This is a genomic window from Couchioplanes caeruleus (genome assembly GCF_003751945.1).
Classification (GTDB): Bacteria; Actinomycetota; Actinomycetes; order Mycobacteriales; family Micromonosporaceae; genus Actinoplanes; species Actinoplanes caeruleus.
Genome location: NZ_RJKL01000001.1, coordinates 1,338,742 through 1,357,731, shown reverse-complemented (window position 1 = coordinate 1,357,731; position 18,990 = coordinate 1,338,742). Strand labels below are relative to the sequence as shown.

Sequence of the window (18,990 nt, the reverse complement as noted above, 5' to 3'; positions counted from 1 at the left end):
GCCGAAAGGGCTGCCCGGATGCCGCCGGAGGAGATTCCTCCCACCATTTTGCGTAATCACGAAGGAGGCTCGTTGACATCGACCCAGGATCGGTATGACACGGTCGCCATCCAGCAGGGCCTGCTCTTCAATCACCGGTACGAGCCGGGCGCCGGGGTGGACGTCCTCCAAGTGGTCTGTGACTGGCCCGAGCCGCTGGACAGAGCGGCGATGGGACGCGCCTGGCAGCACGCGGCCGCCCGACACGACGTGTTGCGCACCTCGTTCCGCTGGGACCACGCGGGCGACGCCGCCGGGCCGTGGCACGCGGTCAGCGATGAGATCACGGTTCCGGTGTCCTGGGTCGACACCACCACCGACACGGCCCCGATCGACGAGCGGGTGCGCCGATTCCTGCGCGTGGACCGCGCCCGCGACTTCGACCCGGCCGAGCCGCCGCTGATCCGGGTCACGCTGCTGCACCACGGGCCGCAACGGTCCACGATGGTGCTGAGCCTGCACCACGCGATCCTCGACGGTCGTTCCGTCCGGCTGCTGGTCGCCGAGGTGGTGGCGGAATACGAAGCGCTGTGCCGGGGCGTGGAGTATCGTCCGCCGGCGCGGCGACCGTACCGGGACTATGTTGCCTGGTGGAACCGGCGGCCGGCCGCCGACGACAGGCTGTTCTGGCAGGCCGAGCTGGCCGGAGCGACGCCCACGGCGCTGCCGCTGAGCCCGTCCGAAACGGCCCCGCCGCGCGGTACCGACTCGATCCGCGAGATCGGTACCGAGCTGTCGGCGGCCGAGACCGACCTCGCGCGCGCGGCGGCCGACGAGGCCGGGGTATCGCTCAGTACGCTGGTCACCGCGGCCTGGGCCGTGCTGCTGCACCGGTACGGCGGCGGCACCGAGGTGCTCTTCGGCACCACCCGCTCCTGCCGGCATTCCACCGTGGCCGGTGCCGAGGACATCATCGGGATGCTGGTCAACACGGTCCCGCTCCGGCTGAGCATCGACGGCGACGCCACCGTGCGCGAATGGCTCGGCCGGGTCCGGGAACGGATCGTCGCCGTCCGGGCGCACCAGCACGCCTCGCTGCCCGAGCTGCACGCGCTGAGCGGGCTCCCGACCGACGTGCCGCTCTTCGACAGCCTCATCATGTACGACCACCGGGACCTGCACGGCCGGCTCACCGAAGCCGACCCCGACTGGCGCCGCCGCACGGTACGGGTGCACCGCCACCCGAGCCAGCCGATCACCGTCTGCGTCTACGGCGAGCCCCGGCTACGCGTGCTGCTCTACCACGACCGCCGTCGCCTGGCCGATCCGCTCGCCGACCGGATGCTGCGACAGTTCCGAACGGTGCTGCTCGCCCTCGGCCGCCAGCCCGCGGCCCGGGTCGCTGCCCTGCCGCTCCTCGACGCCGCCGAGCGGGACGAGCTGCTGCGCGGCTGGCAGGGGAGGCGTAGCGGCTACCCGCGCACCGGCACCGTGCCGGCGGTCTTCGCCGAGCAGGTCGCCCGGGCACCGCAAGCCGAGGCGGTACGGTGCGGCGCCGCCGCGCTGACCTACGCGGAGCTGGACGAGCGCGCCAACCGCCTCGCCCACCTCCTCGCCGTTCGTGGGCTGCGACCGGACCACCCGGTCGGGATCGCCCTGCCGCGCGGCCTGGACCTGGTGGTCACGCTTCTCGCCGTGCTGAAGGCGGGAGGCGCTTACCTGCCGCTCGACCCGGCCGACCCACCGGCGCGCACCGCCCGGCTGCTCGTCGGCGCCCGTGTGGCGCTCACCGTGACCACCACCGTGGACGCCGGGCGGTTGCCGGCCGGTGCCGCGACGCTGCACCTCGACGACGTCGCCGACGCGCTCGCCGCCCAGCCCGCGACGCCGCCCGCCGATCCCTCGGACGCGGACTCCCTGGCGTATGTCAGCTACACCTCGGGCTCGACCGGTGAACCGAAGGGCGTCGCCGTACCGCACCGCGCCGTGCTACGCCTCGTTCACGACCCGGACCATTTCCGCCTGGGCCCCGGCGAGCGGGTGCTCCAGCTCGCCCCGGTCGCGTTCGACGCCGCCACGCTGGAGGTGTGGGGTGCCCTGCTCACCGGCGCGAGCCTCGTCGTCGCGCCGCCCGGCCCGCTGGGCGTGCCGGAGGTCGCGGCGCTGCTGCGCGCCGAGCGGATCACCACGCTGTGGCTCACCGCGGGGCTGTTCCACCAGGTGGTCGAGTACGACAGCGGCTGCCTCGCCGGGGTCCGCCAGCTTCTCGCGGGCGGCGACGTGCTGGCCCCGGACGCGGTCCGCGCCGCCCTCGCCGCACGTCCCGGCCACCCGGTCGTCAACGGGTACGGGCCGACCGAGAACACGACCTTCACCACCTGTCACGTGATGACCGCCCCGGACGCGGTCGGCGACCCCGTGCCGATCGGCCGGCCGGTGCCCGGGACCACGGTGTACGTCCTCGACGGCCGGCTGCGCCCGGTGCCGGTGGGGGTCCCCGGCGAGCTGTACACCGGCGGCGACGGACTGGCCCGTGGCTACCTCGGCGAGCCGGGCCGGACCGCGGACCGGTTCGTGCCCGACCCGTTCGCCGGGGTGCCGGGAGCACGGATGTACCGGACCGGCGACCGGGTCCGCTGGCTGCCGGACGGCACTCTCGAATTCCTGGGGCGCGCCGACGGGCAGGTCAAGCTCCGCGGTTTCCGGGTGGAGACCGGCGAGGTCGAGGCGGTGCTGCGCCGCCACCGGGGCGTGGGCGACGCCGCCGTCGTCGTGGACGGGGCTGGGGAGCGGCGGCGGTTGCTCGGCTACGTCACGCCCGCGGCCGGTCCACTCGGCCCGGCCGAGGCGTGCGCCCTCGCGGACGAGGTGCGACGCTTCGCCGCCGGGCAGCTCCCGGCGTACCTGCACCCGGCCGGGTACGCGGTGCTCGACCGGCTGCCGCTGACCGGCAACGGCAAGGTGGACCGGCGGGCGCTGCCGCCGATCGGCGCCACCGCTCCGGACGGCACCCGCACGCCGCCGGCCGGCCCGGTGCAACGGGCGCTCGCCGAGAGCTGGGGCCGGCTGCTGCCGACGGCGCCGACCGGTGCCGACGACGACTTCTTCGCCCTCGGCGGCAACTCGTTGCTCGCCACCCGGCTGGTCTTCGAGGTCGCCGCGGCGTTCGGCGTGGAGCTGCCGATCCGAGCGGTGTACGACCGGCGAACGCTTTCCGGGCTCGCCGCCGAGATCGAAGCCCGCCGTGGTGCCCCCGCATCCACCCCCGCCCCGGCGCTCGTCGCCCGCGACCGCGAGGCGTTCCGCGTCCCACCTGCTCCGGCGCTGCCACGCGCGGCGCTCGGCGAGGGGCCCGGTCACCTCTTCCGGCCCGGGGACGGCACGTGGGGCATCTGGCGCTGGGCCGGCCTGCGCCGTCCCGGCTTCCCGATGGCGCCGCTCGTCGCCCTAGGCGATCCGGGCCTCGTCGCCGCCGCGGACGCTCTCGCGGGCGCGGAGGACGCGCTCATCGCGGCCCGCGACGAGCTCACCGGCCTGCTGCACGCCGCTCGCCGGGCCGCGACGGCGACGGCGACCGCGGCCGAGCGGGGCCGGTGGAACCGGATGCTGCGCGCCGCCGCCCGCGATGCCGACGTCGACCTCGACCCGTCCGCCGGGCCGGAGGTGGCCGCCGCGGCCGGCCGCCACGCCGGTGCCCGCGCCCGGCGCGCCGAGGCCGCGGCCACGTACGCCACCGCGGCCGGGCGGGCTGCCGCCGACCGGTCCGCGCGGCTGCGCGACGCCGCCCGCGACCCGGCCGTACGGGAGGCGGTGACCTGGCAGAACCTGCACGCGCTGCGCACCGCCCTGGACCCGGTCGCCCATCGCGACCCGGCCGCCGGCCCGGGCGGCTCCCAGCACCGGCAGCACGAGGCGCTGGTCGCCAGCTACCTCCAGCGGTACTGCGCCAAGAACGACACCGTCGGCTTCTTCGGCCCGGTCGGCTGGGCCCGGATCCAGCCGGAGTCCGGTGGCCCGCTCGCCGTGCGGCCCGGCCGGGAGCTCGAACGCCGGACCGTCTACTTCGAGAGCTGGGCGGTGGTCGAGCTGGCCGAGGCGATCACCCGGCACGAGCCCGGTCTGCGCCCCTGGCTGGTGCCGCGGCGGCTGCCGTTCGTCGCGGTCGATCGCCGGGACGGCGGCGACGCCCTGCTGCTGCCACTCACCCCGCCCGTGCCGCTGGCCCGCGACACCGCACGCCTGCTGCGCCGCTGCGACGGGGTACACCCCGCCGCAGAGATCGCCGCCGGCCTCGTCGCCGACCCGGCCACCGGATTCACCACCGAGGAACAGGTGTACGCCCTGCTCGGGCAGCTCCGCGACGAGAAGCGGATCACCTGGTCGCTGGAGGTGCCCAAGGAGGACCTGCACCCCGAGGAGGCGGTGCGGGCCCGGCTCGCCGCCGTACCTGACGAGGCCGTCCGGGATCGGGCGCTGGCCGCGCTGGACGCGCTGACCGCGCGGCGGGACGCGGTGGCCGCCGCCGCCGGCTCCCCGGACCGGCTCGCCGCCGCCCTCACCGAGCTGGCCGGTGAGTTCACCGCCCGGACCGGGCGGGCCGCGACCCGCCGTGCCGGCGGCGTCTACGCCGGCCGGACCCTGGTCTACGAGGACTGCCGCTCCGGCACCGAGGTGGCCCTCTCCGACGCGATGCTGGAGACGCTGTGGCCGGCGCTCGGGCTGCTGCTCGACAGCGCTCGCTGGTTCACGTGCGCCGGCGCCGCGCTGTTCCGCCGCGCCTGCCGGGAACGGTACCAGGAGCTGGCCGCCCGGACCGGCGACGCCGAGGTGCCGTTCGCCGACTTCTGGCTGTGGGCCAACGACCTGCTCTTCGACCTGCCCGAGCGGCTGATCGCGCCGGTCGTGCGAGGGCTGCGGGAGCGATGGGCCGCGCTTGTCGGCGCCCCGGCCGGAGCCCGCCGGGTGCAGGTCTCCACGGCCGACATCCGGGCCGCCGCGGCGTCGGCGTTCGCCTGCCCGGCGCCCGGCTGGCCCGGCGCGTGGCAGCACAGCCCCGACGTGATGGTCGCCGCTGACGGCCCCGACGCGATCCGCCGCGGCGAATACTCCTGGGTCGTCGGCGAGGTGCACCCGGGAGTGAACACCCTGCGGTCGGCGCTCTTCGTCGCCCAGCATCCGGACCCGGCCGAGCTGCTCGCCGCGACCGCCGCGGACCTGCCGGTGCCCCGGGTGGTGCTGGCCGCGACCGACGCCGACGGCGGCGCCCCGGCCCGCCTCACCGACAAGCTCGTCACCGGCCGGGACCTGCGGCTGGTCTTCGGGCACGACAGCGGCGGCCTCGACCCGCGCACCGCGGTGTCGGTGGCCGACTGCACGCTCGCCGACCGGGGCGGCCGCCTGATGGTGCGCAGCCGCGACGGCCGCCTCGATCGGCCCCTCGCCGACGTCGTCGGCGAGGCGCTGATGATCCAGCTCCTGCAGCGGTTCGACATCCTGCGCCCGGCCGCGCACCAGCCGCGGATCACCGTCGACCGGGTCGTCCTGGCCCGGGAGAGCTGGCGGCTGCGCGCGGCCGACCTCGCCTTCGCCGGCACCGCCGACGAGGCGACCCGCTTCGCCGAGGTGCGGCGCTGGCAGCGCGGGCTCGGCCTGCCTCGATTCGCGTTCGTGAAGACGCCGGTGGAGAAGAAGCCGTTCTACGTGGACTTCGCCAGCCTGGCCGCCGTCGACGGCCTGGCCCGGGCGGTACGGCGCACCCTCGCGGGTGCGGGCGCGGACGCGGAGCTGCGCATCGGCGAGATGCTGCCCGGCCCCGACCAGCTTTGGCTGTCCGACGCCGCCGGCGCCCGGTACTCCGCCGAGTTCCGTCTCGTGGCGGTCGACACCCGCCGGGAAGGCTCCGAATGACACTTCACGCTGGCCCAGGGTCATATGCTCTGCCGGCCTCCGCCAACCAGCAGCGGCTCTGGATGCTCGACCAGCTCGACCCCGGCTGCCCCGCGTACAACATCACCTGGGCGGTGCACCTTGCCGGGCCGCTCGACGTGGCGGTGCTGGCCCGTTCGCTCGGCTGGCTGCTCGCCCGGCACGAGGCGCTGCGTACCGTGCTCGGCGCGGTCGACGGGGCGCCGGTCCAGTTCATCCGGCCACCATGGACGGTCACTCTCGAGGTCACCGACGCGCCACCGGGCGCCGACCCGGCCGCCCTCGCCGCCGCCGAGGGTGCCCACCCGTTCGACCTCGCCACCGGCCCGCTGGTGCGGCACCGCCTGCTGCGTCGGGGACCCGAGCGGCACGTGCTGCTGCTGGTGGTGCATCACGCCGTCGCCGACGGCTGGTCGTTCGACACCCTCTTCGACGAGCTGGCCGCCGCGTACGCCGCGGGTGGCGACCCCGGCCTGCCCCCACCGCCGGTGCAGTATGCCGACGTGGCGCTCTGGCAGCGCGCCCGGGCCGCGGCCGGCGACCTCGACGACGGCGTACGGCACTGGCGCGACCTCCTCGCCGGGGCCCCTGCCGTGCTCGCGCTGCCCACCGACCGGCCCCGTCCGGCCGAGCTGTCCTGGGCCGGTGGGCTGGCCCGCCGCGACCTGCCGGACGGGGTCTCCACCGCGGTCGACCGGCTCGCCCGGGCCGCGGGGACCACACCGTTCGCCGTGCTGCTCGCGGCGTTCCAGGCTCTGCTGCACCGGCTCAGCGGCCAGGACGATCTGCTCGTCGCGGTGCCCGTCTCCGGCCGGCTACGGTCCGAGACCACCCGGGTGGTGGGCTTCTTCGCGAACACCCTCGCGTTGCGGGCCCGGTTCGGCCCACGGCCGACGTTCCGCGACGTGCTCGGCGGCACCACGGCGGCGATGGCCGATGCCCTGGCCCATCAGGAGACGCCGTTCGACCGTGTGGTCGACGCGGTCACCTCCGGCCGCAGCCTCGCTCACGCCCCGCTCGTGCAGGTGATGTTCGCAACGGAGCGGCAGCAGAAGCCGCGCACCGCCGGGGCGCTGCGGATCGCGCCCGAGCTGTGCGAGAACGGGAGCGCCAAGTTCGACCTCACGCTCACCGTGGAGGAGCGCCCGGCCGGGCTGGGGCTGCGGCTCACCTACCGGCGGGATCTCTTCGACGCCGACCGCGTCGCCGCCCTCGCCGACGGGTACGCCGAACTACTCGACGCGGCCCTCGCCGACCCGGACGCGATCCTCCCGTCCGCTGGTGGCGGCGCCCCGACGGGGTACAACGACACCGCCCTCGCGCTGCCGGCCGCCGACCTGGCGACGATGGTCCGGGACCAGTGGCCCGGCGACCCGGCCACGGTGGCGGTCGCCGGTCCGGACGGCGCGCCGCTGACCTACGGCGAGCTGGCCGAGCGCAGTGACCGGCTGGCCGGGCGGCTGCGCGCCGAAGGGGCCGGCCCGGACACGCCGGTCGGGCTCTGCCTGCCCCGCGGTGCCGCCGTGGTCACGGCGATCCTGGCGGTGTGGAAGGCCGGCGCCGGTTACCTGCCGCTCGACCCGAGCCTGCCGGTCGGGCGCCTCGCGGCGACGGCGGCCGACGCGGGCGTACGGGTGCTGCTCGCCGATGCGTCGACCCGGACCGCCGCCGAGTGGCCGGCCGGTGTCCGAGTGCTCGATGTGGACGATCCGGCCACGGAAGCGCCGCCGTCCGGTGCCGTGTCCGCGGACGGGTTGGCCTATCTGCTTTATACCTCCGGCTCCACCGGCACGCCGAAGGGTGTCGCGGTCACCCAGCGGTCGCTCGTCAACCTCCTGACCGGCGTCGGCGCCACCCTCGGGCTCGGGCCGGACGATCGGGTCGCGGCGCTGACCACCCCCGCCTTCGACATCTCCGTGGTGGAGCTGGTCCTGCCGTTGCTGGCCGGTGCCCGGGTCGAGGTCTTCGACGAAGGCACCGTCCGCGACGCGGCGCTGTTGCGCCGGGAGCTGGCCCGCCGCGGCGTCACCGTCGTGCAGGCCACCCCGACGAACTGGCGGATGCTGCTCGCCGCCGGCGGGGTGCCGGCCGGGGTGCGACTGCGGATCAGCGGCGGCGAGGCGCTGACCCGGGAGCTGGCCGACGCGTTGCGCACCGGCGGTGCCCGGCTGCTGAACGGGTACGGCCCGTCGGAGACGACGGTCTACTCCACGCTCGGCGAGGTCGGTCCGGACGGTCCCGTCGACCTGGGGCGGCCGGTCGCCAACACGCGGCTGCACCTGCTCGACGCGCGGATGCGGCCGGTGGCCCCCGGCGTCGTCGGGGAGATCCACCTCGCCGGCTTCGGGGTGGCTCGTGGCTACCACGCCCGTGCGGGGCAGACCGCCGACCGGTTCCGCCCGGATCCGTTCGGCCCTGCGCCGGGCGGGCGCCTCTACGCCACCGGCGACCTGGCGCGCTGGCTGCCCGACGGGCGTCTGGAATATCTGGGTCGCACCGACCACCAGGTCAAGGTGCGAGGTTTCCGGATCGAGCTGGGCGAGGTGGAGGCGGCGCTGCGGGCCCGGCCGGAGCTGCGCGACGCCGTCGTGACGGCCTGGCGCGGCTCGGCCGGAGACTCGGCGGATGTCCGGCTCGTCGCGTACGCGGAGCCCGTCGACCCGGCCGGCAGCGTCGGGCTGTGGCCCGCGGTGCGGGAGGCGCTGGCTCGTACGCTGCCGGAGTACATGATCCCGGCGATGCTGGTGCCGCTCGACCGGCTGCCCCGCACCCCCGGCGGCAAGATCGACCGGCAGGCGCTGCCGGAGCCGCGCTGGGGCGACGGTGGCACCACCGGCGCCGCGCCCAGCGACCCGGTGCAGGAGCGGCTGGCCGCGTTGTGGTGTGCCGTGCTCGGCCTGCCCGGCGTGGGTGTCCACGACAGCTTCTTCGACCTCGGCGGCCATTCCCTCACCGCCACCCGGCTGATCGCCCGGATCACCGCCGAGTTCGGGGTGGCGCTGCCGCTGCGGTCGCTGTTCGCGGCGCCGACGATCGCCGGTCTGGCCGAGCGGCTGACCGAGGAGGCGACCACCACGGTCCCCGGCCCGGCCGCCTGGGCTCCCGGCGGCCCGGACCCGGCCGCCTCGCTCGACAGCCTCTCCGACGACGAGATCGACGACCTGCTGGACACCCTGATCGCGGAGGAGAACGGATGACCCGGCACGCGGTGATCGCCGGGGCGGGCCTGGCCGGCTCCCTCGCCGCCGGCTACCTGGCCCGGCGCGGCTACTCGGTGCGGGTCTTCGAGCGCCGGGGCGATCCGCGCGCTGCGGGCGCCGGGGAGGGCCGGTCGATCAACCTGGGCCTCTCCGCCCGGGGGATGCGCGCGCTCGCCGCCGCCGGGCTGCTCGACGACGTCCTGGCTCGCAGCGTGCCGATGCGTGGCCGGGTCGTGCACCACCCCGACGGCACGACGGCATTCCAGCCGTACGGGGTCGCCGCGCACCAGATCCTGTACTCGGTGCTGCGCCGTGACCTCAACGCGCTGCTGGTCGACGCCGCCGAGACCCGGCACGGCGTGACGTTCCACTTCGGCCACCGGCTGGACCGGATCGACCGGGACGCCCCGGCGGTACGGGTCGTGGACGCCGCCACCGGCGCGGCAACCGAGGTCGCCGCCGACCTCGTCGTGGGCGCCGACGGCGCGTTCTCCGCCGTGCGTGAGCAACTCCAGCACGGCCGCCGCGCCGACCTGCACCGCGAGTTCCTGGACTGGGGATACAAGGAGCTGACCATTCCGGCCGGCGCCGACGGCCGTCCCCGGGTACGCCTCGACGCGCTGCACGTCTGGCCGGGCCAGGCGGCGATGATGGTGGCCCACCCGAACGTCGACGGGTCTCTGACCTGCACTCTGTTCGCGCCGTTCGAGGGTGAACCCAGCCTGGCCACACTGGACACGCCGGCGGCTGTGCGCGGCTTCGTCCGCCGGTACTTCCCCGACGCGGAGGCGCTGATGCCGCGGCTGGTCGAGGAGTTCTTCGATCATCCGGTCGGGCAGCTCACCACCGTGCGCACCGCGCCGTGGCGCCACGCCGGCAAGGTGGTGCTCGTCGGCGACGCCTGCCACGCCGTGTACCCGTTCTACGGCCAGGGCATGAACTCGGCCTTCGAGGACTGCCTGGTCCTGGACGAGTGCCTGGGGGCGTACCCGTACGACGCGAGCCGAGCCCTCGCCGAGTACGAACGGCGCCGGCGGCCGCACACCGATGTGCTCGCGGACCTGTCGGTGCGCAACTTCGTGGAGCTGCGCGACCGGGTGCACCGGCCGGCGTACGCCGCGAAGGCCGCCGCCGACCGAATGCTGAACCGGCTCGCCCCGCGGGCCTGGACCCCGCTCTACACGATGGTCGCCCACACCACCGTGCCCTACGCCGACGCCCTCGCCCGGGCCCGGCGGCAGGACCGGATCCTGCGTTGCTCGGCCGCGCTCGCCGCGGCGGGCGCGGCCATCGGCAGTTACGCGGCGCTGCGCCGCCGCCCCGGACGACGGTGAGGACCGAATGCTGACGCACCCCGACCACCCCGGCACCCTCCTGTTCGAGGTCGCCGACCTGGCCGCCGCCGAGCCCCATCCGGCGGCCGCGGGCGCCGTCGACCAGCTCCGCGCGGTCGTGCACTGGGCCCGCGAGTACCTCTGCCGCCCGCACCCCGAACTGGGCCGTCGCGGACCGGTCTGCCCGTACGCCCAGGCGTCACTGGAACGCGGCTCCTTCTACCTCGCGGTGCGGCGGGGGACGTCGATCGACGCCGCGGCCCTGGAGCGGCTGCTCGTGGAGTACCGGGACTGGTTCCGGCGACTGGAACCGGTCACCGGGCCGGGTGCCCAGTTCAAGACGATCCTGCTGGTCTTCCCGGACCTGCCGGTCGAGGCGGCGGCCACCGTGGTCGACGCCACCCAGCAACGGCTCAAGCCGCGGTACGTCGCCGACGGGCTGATGATCGGTGAGTTCCACGGCGGTCCGCCCCCGAAAGCCGGGCTGTGGAACGCGGACTTCCGGCCGCTGCGCAGCCCGCTGCCGCTGCTCGCGATCCGGCACATGGTCGTCACCGACTTTCCGTTCCTGGCCGGTGACCGCGATCTCGTCGCCGCTTACCTGCGGCTGTTCGGCGAGGTGGTACCGGCGGCGCTGCGCCGCCGGGTGGCGGCCGAGGCGGCCCGCTGGGGACTGCCGGCGCCCGGTGTCGCGATCGGGGACGAGCCCGGCCGCGTTGCCGCGCCGCAGCCGCAGGGGGTGTGATGAACGAGGACAAGCGCGCTCAGGTGGCCCGGCTGCTCGCCCGGCGGGCACAGGCGCCGCGTGCGTACCCGCTCTCGTCCGGTCAGCGCCGGTTGTGGTTCCTGGACCGGTTCCATCCCGGCGACCCCGTCTACAACATTCCGGTGGCGTCCCGCATCGCCGGCCCGCTGGACCACGCGGCGCTGCGGGTCGCGCTGGACACCGTGGTGGCCCGGCACGGGGCACTGCGGACCACCTTCGCCGACTCCGGCGGGGAACCCGTGCAGCTCGTCCATCCCCCGCGCCCCGCCGAGCTGACCGTCACCGACCTGGGCGCCGCCGATCCGGGCGCCGACCCGGCCGCCCGGGAGGCCGAGGCGCAGCGGCTGATGTGGGCGGAGGCCGCCCGCCCGTTCGATCTCGTCACCGGTCCGCTCTTGCGCGCGCTGCTGGTCCGGGCCGACGACGAGGTGCACTACCTCGCGCTGTGCCTGCACCACATCGTCGCCGACGCCTGGTCGCTCGGGGTGCTCCACGCCGAGCTGAACGCCGCGTACGCCGCCGCCCGGGACGGCACCGACCCCGCGCTGGCGCCGCTGCCCACCCAGTACGGGGAGTTCGCGGTCTGGGAGCGGGAGCGGCTCGCTCCGGGCAGCGAGGAACCGGCCCGCCGGCTCGCCTACTGGCGCGACGCCCTCGCCGGAGCCCCGGCACTGCTGAGTCTGCCGACCGACCGGCCCCGCCCCGCCACCCGGTCGTACCGGGGTGCGGTGCACTACGCGGCGGCCGGTCCGGCGCTGACCGCCCGGCTGAACGACTTCGCCCGGGTGCACCAGGCCACGCCGTTCATGACGCTGCTCGCCGCGTTCCAGGCGCTGCTGTCGCGGTACAGCGGGCAGCCCGACGTGGTGGTCGGCACCCCGGTCGCCGGGCGGTCGCACCCCGACGTCGAGCCGCTGATCGGCTTCTTCGTGAACTCGTTGCCGCTGCGCGTCTCCACCGCCGGGAGCCCGGGCTTCGCCGAGCTCGTCCGCCGGGCGCGAGAGGCGGTGTTGAACGGACTCGGCCACGCCGACGTGCCGTTCGAGAAGCTGGTGGAAGAGCTGCGCCCGGCCCGCAGCCTCGGCCACGCCCCGATCTTCCAGGCACAGCTCATCATGCAGAACGCCCCGCGCGCCGAGCTGGATCTCGTCGGTACCAGCGCCACGTCACTCGCGCTGGACAGCGGTACCGCGAAGTTCGACCTCACGCTCGTCGCCGTGTCCGACGGCGACGACCTGCGGCTCGCCGTGGAGTACAGCACCGACCTGTTCGACGCGGCGACCATCGAGCGGTTCGTCCGGCACCTGCTCACGCTGATGGACGCGGGCCTTGCCGACCCGCACCGGCCGGTCACCGAGATCGGGCTGCTCAGCGGGGTCGAGCGATGGCGGACGCTGGTCGAGTGGAACGCCACCGACCGGGAGCTGCCGCCGGTCGGCAGCGCAGTGGAACTGCTGGGTGAGCCGAACCCGGCGGCGACCGCCGCGGTCGTCACCGGCCCCGACGGCCAGTGGACCGCCGGCAGGCTGCACGGCGACGCGGCCCGGCTGTCGGCGGTGCTGCGCGAGCGCGGCGCCACCCCGGACAGCCCGGTCGCGATCTGCCTGGAGCGCGGCGGGCGGCTCGTCACAAGCGTTCTCGGGGCCTGGCGGGCCGGCTGCGGCTACCTGCCACTCGACCCGGCGCTCCCGGCCGACCGGCTGCGGTACATGATCGACGACTCCGGGACGCGGGTGCTCGTGACCGAGCGGGCCGTACGGGCCCGCCTGGGCGCGGCGCTCGCCGGCGTCGCCGAGGTCGTCTGCCTCGACGATGACGCCGCCGTGCTGGCCGCGGCCGACCCTACGCCGCCCGCGCCGGCACACCCGGACGGGCTGGCGTACCTGATCTACACGTCCGGCTCGACCGGCCGGCCGAAGGGCGTCGCCGTCCCGCACGCCGCCGTGGTGAACCTGCTCGCCGGGTTCGTGGACGCCGTCGGCCTCGGCCCGGCCGACAGGTTCGCGGCGGTCACCACGCTGTCGTTCGACATCTCGGTCCTGGAGCTGCTGCTGCCGCTCGTCACCGGCGCCCGACTCACCGTCGTCGGCGCCGCGGTGGCCGCCGACGGTGCCGCGCTGCGGCGCCTGCTCGCCGCCGAGCAGATCACCGCGATGCAGGCCACCCCGGCCACGTGGCGGCTGCTGCTCGCCGCCGGTGGCGTGCCCGGCACGCTGCGGCTGCGGCTCTGCGGTGGCGAGGCGTTGCCCCGCGACCTCGCCGACGCCCTGCGCGCCGACCACGCCGCCCTGTGGAACTGCTACGGGCCGACCGAGACGACGGTCTGGTCGGCCGCGGCCGAGGTTCCGCCCGCCCCGGCCGGCATCGACCTTGGCGTCCCGATCGCCAACACGCGCCTCTACGTGCTGGATCGGGCCGGGCAGCCGGTGCCGGCCGGAGTGGTCGGCGAGGTGCACATCGGGGGCCTCGGCGTGGCCCGCGGCTACCACGGCCGCCCGGGCCTGACCGCCGACAGGTTCCGGCCGGACCCGTTCGCCGGCCGCCCCGGCGCCCGCCTGTACGCCACCGGCGATCTGGCCCGGTACCGGCCTGACGGGCGGCTGGAGTATCTGGGACGGGCCGACCATCAGGTCAAGGTGCGCGGCTTCCGGATCGAGCTCGGCGAGATCGAGGAGCTGTTGCGGGCGCAACCGGAGGTCGCCGACGCGGTCGTGACCACATGGGACGGCGGGGGCGGTGATGTGCGGCTCGTCGCGTACCTCGTGCCGGCCGGCGGGACGGGGACGGACGCCGCCGACGAGCTGTGGGCGGCGCTGCGGTCCCGGCTCGCCGTCCGGCTGCCCGAGTACATGCTTCCGACCGCGGCGGTGCCGCTGGCGGAACTGCCCCGCAACCCCAACGGCAAGACGGACCGGACGGCCTTGCCGCCGCCGGCGTGGACCGACGCGGAGGCGGGGGAGTACGTCGCCCCGGACGGCCTCGTGGCGCAGGTGCTGGCCGAGGTGTGGCGCGACGTGCTCGGTGTGGCCCGGGTCGGCGCCCACGACGACTTCTTCCGGCTCGGTGGCCACTCCCTGCTCGGGGCGCAGGCGCTCTCCCGGGTGTCGGCGCTGTTCTCCGTCGACGTGCCGCTCCGGGCGCTGTTCGAGGCGCCGACCGTTGCGGCGCTGGCCGAGGTCCTGCACCGCCTGGAGCCGCGTCCCGGCCATGTGGACGAGGTGGCCGCGCTGCACCGTGACGTGGCGGCGATGTCCGACGACGACGTACGCGTGCTGCTGGGGGACGCATGACGACCGAAGCGACCGACCGCCAGGCGTTGCTGCGCCGGCTGCTCGCCGAGCGTGGCCTGGCCCGCACCGAAACGCCCATCGCGCGCCGTGAACCCCACCTGCCGGTGCCGCTGTCCCCGTTGCAGGAAGGGTTGTGGTTCCTCGACCGGTTGAGCCCGGGCAGCTCCGCGTACGTGCTGTCGTGGGCGGCCCGCCTGCGCGGACCGCTCGATCCGGAGGCGTTGCAGGGCGCCGTCGACACCGTGGTGGCGCGGCACGAGGCGCTGCGCACCGGGCTGGTCCCCGACGCCGCCGGTGGCGCCCGGCAGCGGGTCCTCGCCCCGGACGCCCCGCGGGCCCGGGTCCGGATTCGCCACGCCGAGCTACCCGGCGCGGACGCCGCCGCCGTCGACCGGGCCGTTCGCGCCGAGATCGAGACCCCGTTCGACCTGGCCGCCCCGCCACTGCTGCGGGCGCTGCTGATCCGGCTGGGCGCCGAAGACCATGCGCTGGTGCTCGCCACCCACCACATCGTCGGCGACGACCGGTCGCTCGTGGTGATCGTCCGGGAGTTGACCGCCGCCTACGCCGCCCTGCACGCCGGGCACCGGCCGGAGCTGCCGCCGGTCGGGTGCCAATACCCGGATTACGCGCTCTGGCTGCGCGATCGTGACGGGGGCGAGGGACTGAGCCGGCAACGCGCCTACTGGGCGGGTCGGCTCGACGGCGTACCCGACGGCCTCGACCTGCCCACCGACCGGCCCCGCCCCGCCGCCGCCTCGGGGCGCGGTGGCACCCGTGAGCACCGGTTCCCGGCCGGCCTGCGTGACGGCGTCGACGAGGTCTGCCGGGCGCACGGCGCCACCCGGTTCGCGGTGCTCCTCGCCGCGTTGCAGATGCTGCTCGCGCGACTCACCGGTAGCGACGACATCTGCGTCGGTTCTCCGGTGACCACTCGGAACCGGCCGGAACTGGCCGACGCGGTCGGCATGTTCGTCAACAGCGTCCCGATCCGCACCGACCTCGGCGGCGACCCTACCCTCGCCGAGGCGCTGGACCGGGTCAAGGCCGGGTACGTCGAGGCGATCGACCACGCCGGGCTGCCGTTCGACCGGATCGTGGAGGCCGCCCGGGTGTCCCGCCGGGACGGTCGCAACCCGCTGTTCCAGGTCATGTTCGTGCTCAACCCGCCGCGCGGGACGGGCGGCCGTGCCGTGGCCGGGCTGGCGATCGAGCCGCTCGGCTTCGCTCGCGACACGACCCGGATGGACCTCACGTTCTTCGTGGACGACACCGGCACTGGGCTGCGGGTCGTCGTCGACCACGACACCGACCTTTACGACGCGGCCACGGTCGACCGGATGGTCGACCGCTACCGGCAAGTGCTGGCCGCGCTCGTCGACCGGCCCGGCATCCGGCTGTCCGAGCTGGACGTCCGCGGCCCGGCGGAGCGCGCGGCGCAGGTCGGCTGGCGCGGCGGCCGACGGGAGTACCCGGGCGCGAACGTCGCGGAGCTGGTCGCCGCCCGGGCCGCCGCGCAGCCGGACGCACCGGCCGTCGTCGCGGGCGACGAGGTCGTCAGCTACGGCGAACTGCTGGCCCGCGCCGACCGGCTGGCCCGGAGGCTGCGCGCCGCCGGCGCCGGCCCCGAGGTCCCGGTCGGGCTGGCGCTGCGCGCCTCACCCGCCGCGGTCGTCGCAATCCTCGGCATCCTGCGCGCCGGTGCCGGATATCTGCCGCTCGACCCGGGCCATCCGCCGGCCCGCCTCGCCGCGCTGCTCGCCCACGCCGGTGCGCCGCTGCTGGTCGCGGACGCGGGCATTCCCGGGTACGGCGGCACGGTGCTGGCGCCCGACGGCCCCGAACCGGACGACCCGCCGAGCGGCGCGGCGCCCCACCACCCCGACCAGCTCGCGTACGTCATCTACACCTCCGGCTCCACCGGCACCCCCAAGGGTGTGCAGGTGAACCACCGCAGCCTGGTCAACCTCGTCCACGGTTTCGTCGAGGTGCACGGGTTCACCCCGGCCGACCGGCTGCTCATGCTGCCTCCCCTCAGCTTCGACGCCTCCGCCGGCGACGTGTTCCCGGCCCTGGTCAGCGGGGCCGCGCTGCTGATGTGTGAGCGACCCGCGGAGCTGACCGGTCCGGCGCTGCTGGCCTTCTGCACCCGGTACGGCGTCACCGCCGTCGACGCCGCCGCGCCGCTGTGGCGCCGGTGGGTGGCCGACCTCGCCGACGTCCGGCCCGCCGCGGTCCCGCCAGCGCTGCGGCTCGTGATGGTCGGCGGCGAGGCGGTTCCGGCCCTCGCCGTGCAGCGGTGGGCCACGCTGACCGGCGGCAGGGTGCCCCTGGTCAACCACTACGGCCCCACCGAGGGGACGGTCTGCGCCACCACCCACCGCAGCGTCGACGCCGCCGAGACCACCGGCGCCCCGTTGCCGATCGGCGTGCCGCTGCCGAACGTGCGGGCGTACCTGCTCGACGGTGCCCTGCGGGAGGTGCCGGTCGGGGTGACGGGCGAACTCCACCTCGGCGGTGCCTCCCCGGCCCGCGGCTACCTCGCCGACCCCGCCGCCACCGCGGACCGGTTCCTGCCGGATCCGTTCGCGGACCGGCCCGGCGCCCGGATGTACCGCACCGGCGACCTCGCCCGGCAGCGCGTGGACGGCAGCCTGGAGTTTCTCGGCCGTGCCGACCGGCAGGTCAAGATCCGTGGGCACCGGATCGAGCTGGCTGAGGTGGAGGCCGCGGTCGCCGCGCTGCCCGGGGTCCGTCAGGTCGCGGTGACCGCCCGCCCCGAGCTGGTCGCGTACGTCGTCGGCGACGACCCGCCGCCGGCCGCCGCCTGGCGGCGGGCGCTGCGCGAGAGGCTGCCCGAATACCTCGTCCCGGCGGCGTTCGTGGTCGTCGCCGCACTTCCGTTGAACCGGCACGGCAAGCTGGACGAGACGGCACTGCCGCCGCCCGGCTCGGCCACCGCGGCGGTGCCGCACCTTCCCCCGCGAACCGGCACCGAGCGGTGCCTCGCGCGGATCTGGGCCGAACTGACCGGTACGCAGGAACCGATCGGGGCCGGGGACAGCTTCTTCGACGTCGGCGGGCACTCGCTGCTGGCCGGGCCGCTGATCGCCCGGATCGCCGCGGAGCTGGGCGCCGAGCTGCCCGTCCGGGCCGTCCTGGCCGCCGCCGACCTCGGCGCGCTGGCGTCCCTCGTCGACGGCGCCCGCTCCGGGACGTCGACGGATGGTGCCGCGGCGGCGGAGCTGGAGCGGACGCTGCGGGCCGACGCGGACCTGCCCGACGACGTCTGCGCGGCGCTGCCGGCCGGGGCGCCGCCGGCCGTGCCGGTGACCGCACTGGTCACCGGCGCTACCGGCTTCCTCGGCGCCTACCTGCTGCGCGACCTGCTCGACGCCGGTACGGCCAAGGTGTACTGCCTCGTGCGCGCCGCCACCGGCGATGCCGCGCTCGCCCGGGTCCGGGAGAACCTGGCCCGCTACGGGCTCTGGCGCGCCACCGACGCCGAGCGCCTCACCGGGCTCCCCGGTGACCTGGCCGCGCCGAACCTGGGGCTGACCGCCGCCGTCGCCGATCGGCTCGCCGACACGGTCGACGCCGTCTACCACAACGGTGGCGCCGTCAACTTCCTCCATTCCTACGCGGCCCTGCGCCCGGCGAACGTGCAGGGCACGCTGGAGGTGCTGCGACTCGCCGGGCGGGGCCGGCCGTGCGCCGTGCACCTCGTGTCCACGCTGGGCGTCTACCTGACCTCCGGCCGGATCGGTACCACCGTGCGAGAGAGTGACCCTCCGGACGACAGCGCGCTCGGCGACGGGTACAACGCCAGCAAATGGGTGGCGGACGCCCTCGCCCGGGCCGCCCGCGAGCGCGGCCTGCCGGTCTCGGTGTACCGACCGGCCCGGGTCACCGGCGACGCCGCCACCGGCGTCGGCAACGTCGACGACTGGTTCAGTCGGCTGCTCGTCACGTGCGTGCAGCTCGGCGGCGTACCGGATCTCGGCGTACCGGTCGACCTCGCCCCGGTGGATCATGTGGTGACGGCGATCGGTCGGCTGTCCCGCCAGAGCGCCGGAAGCGACTGGCACTTCTACGGCCGGACCCTCGGCCACGACGAACTGGCCGCCGCCCTGGCCGAGTACGGCTATCCGGTCGAGCCGATGCCGTACCCGCGCTGGCGGGCGGCGCTGCTCGCCCGGCCGGACGCCGCTCTGGCGGCGTTCGCGCCGCTCTTCCCACCGCCGACCGGTGAGGCGGGACCGCCGGGTGGCGGACAGCCCCGGTTCGACTGCTCGGCGACCGAGGCGGCGGCCGGCGCGCCCTGCCCGCCGGTCGATGCCGCGCTGCTGCACCGCTACCTCGACCACCTCGTCCGCGCCGGCGCCCTCGACCGGCCGACAACCGTCTGCGCCGGCGCCCTCGACCGGCCGACCAATGGGAGCCGCCGTGCCTGAAACCGCGACCGTGCCGCCGGAGCGCGCCGACCCCCGGCGGGC

6 protein-coding genes are annotated in these 18,990 nt (G+C 75.9%); all 6 read left to right on the top strand.

The features are described 5' to 3' along the window. The first annotated feature begins 72 nt into the window (after positions 1–72). Genes EDD30_RS05910 through EDD30_RS05885 form a run of 6 tightly spaced genes read left to right on the top strand, consistent with a single transcriptional unit; the run spans position 73 to position 18,948 of the window. On the top strand, positions 73–5,886 hold the full coding sequence (locus EDD30_RS05910) for a non-ribosomal peptide synthetase (RefSeq protein ID WP_170208256.1): 5,814 nt from the start codon (positions 73–75) through the stop codon (positions 5,884–5,886). Beyond that, positions 5,883–9,101 carry a non-ribosomal peptide synthetase gene (locus tag EDD30_RS05905; protein WP_071803014.1) on the top strand — a complete coding sequence of 1,073 codons (3,219 nt, stop codon included), beginning with the start codon at positions 5,883–5,885 and terminating at the stop codon, positions 9,099–9,101. The genes EDD30_RS05910 and EDD30_RS05905 overlap by 4 nt, the downstream gene beginning before the upstream one ends. Further along, the gene (locus tag EDD30_RS05900; protein ID WP_071803013.1) at positions 9,098–10,438 is read left to right on the top strand and encodes an FAD-dependent oxidoreductase; all 1,341 of its coding nucleotides are present in this window, start codon (positions 9,098–9,100) and stop codon (positions 10,436–10,438) included. Before EDD30_RS05905 ends, EDD30_RS05900 begins: the two co-directional genes overlap by 4 nt. A gap of 7 nt (positions 10,439–10,445) precedes the next feature. Further along, positions 10,446–11,183 carry a DUF6875 domain-containing protein gene (locus EDD30_RS05895; protein ID WP_071803012.1) on the top strand — a complete coding sequence of 246 codons (738 nt, stop codon included), beginning with the start codon at positions 10,446–10,448 and terminating at the stop codon, positions 11,181–11,183. Continuing rightward, on the top strand, positions 11,183–14,494 hold the full coding sequence (locus EDD30_RS05890) for a non-ribosomal peptide synthetase (protein WP_071803018.1): 3,312 nt from the start codon (positions 11,183–11,185) through the stop codon (positions 14,492–14,494). Before EDD30_RS05895 ends, EDD30_RS05890 begins: the two co-directional genes overlap by 1 nt. After that, positions 14,491–18,948: a non-ribosomal peptide synthetase gene (locus EDD30_RS05885; protein ID WP_123678107.1), complete on the top strand. Its 4,458-nt coding sequence runs from the start codon at positions 14,491–14,493 to the stop codon at positions 18,946–18,948. Before EDD30_RS05890 ends, EDD30_RS05885 begins: the two co-directional genes overlap by 4 nt. Positions 18,949–18,990 lie beyond the last annotated feature (42 nt).

Bases quoted from the DNA above. Each gene is read 5' to 3' on its own strand.
- EDD30_RS05905 (WP_071803014.1), top strand. From the start codon at position 5,883: ATGACACTTCACGCTGGCCCAGGGTCATATGCTCTGCCGGCCTCCGCC.
- EDD30_RS05900 (WP_071803013.1), top strand. From the start codon at position 9,098: ATGACCCGGCACGCGGTGATCGCCGGGGCGGGCCTGGCCGGCTCCCTC.
- EDD30_RS05895 (WP_071803012.1), top strand. From the start codon at position 10,446: ATGCTGACGCACCCCGACCACCCCGGCACCCTCCTGTTCGAGGTCGCC.
- EDD30_RS05890 (WP_071803018.1), top strand. From the start codon at position 11,183: ATGAACGAGGACAAGCGCGCTCAGGTGGCCCGGCTGCTCGCCCGGCGG.
- EDD30_RS05885 (WP_123678107.1), top strand. From the start codon at position 14,491: ATGACGACCGAAGCGACCGACCGCCAGGCGTTGCTGCGCCGGCTGCTC.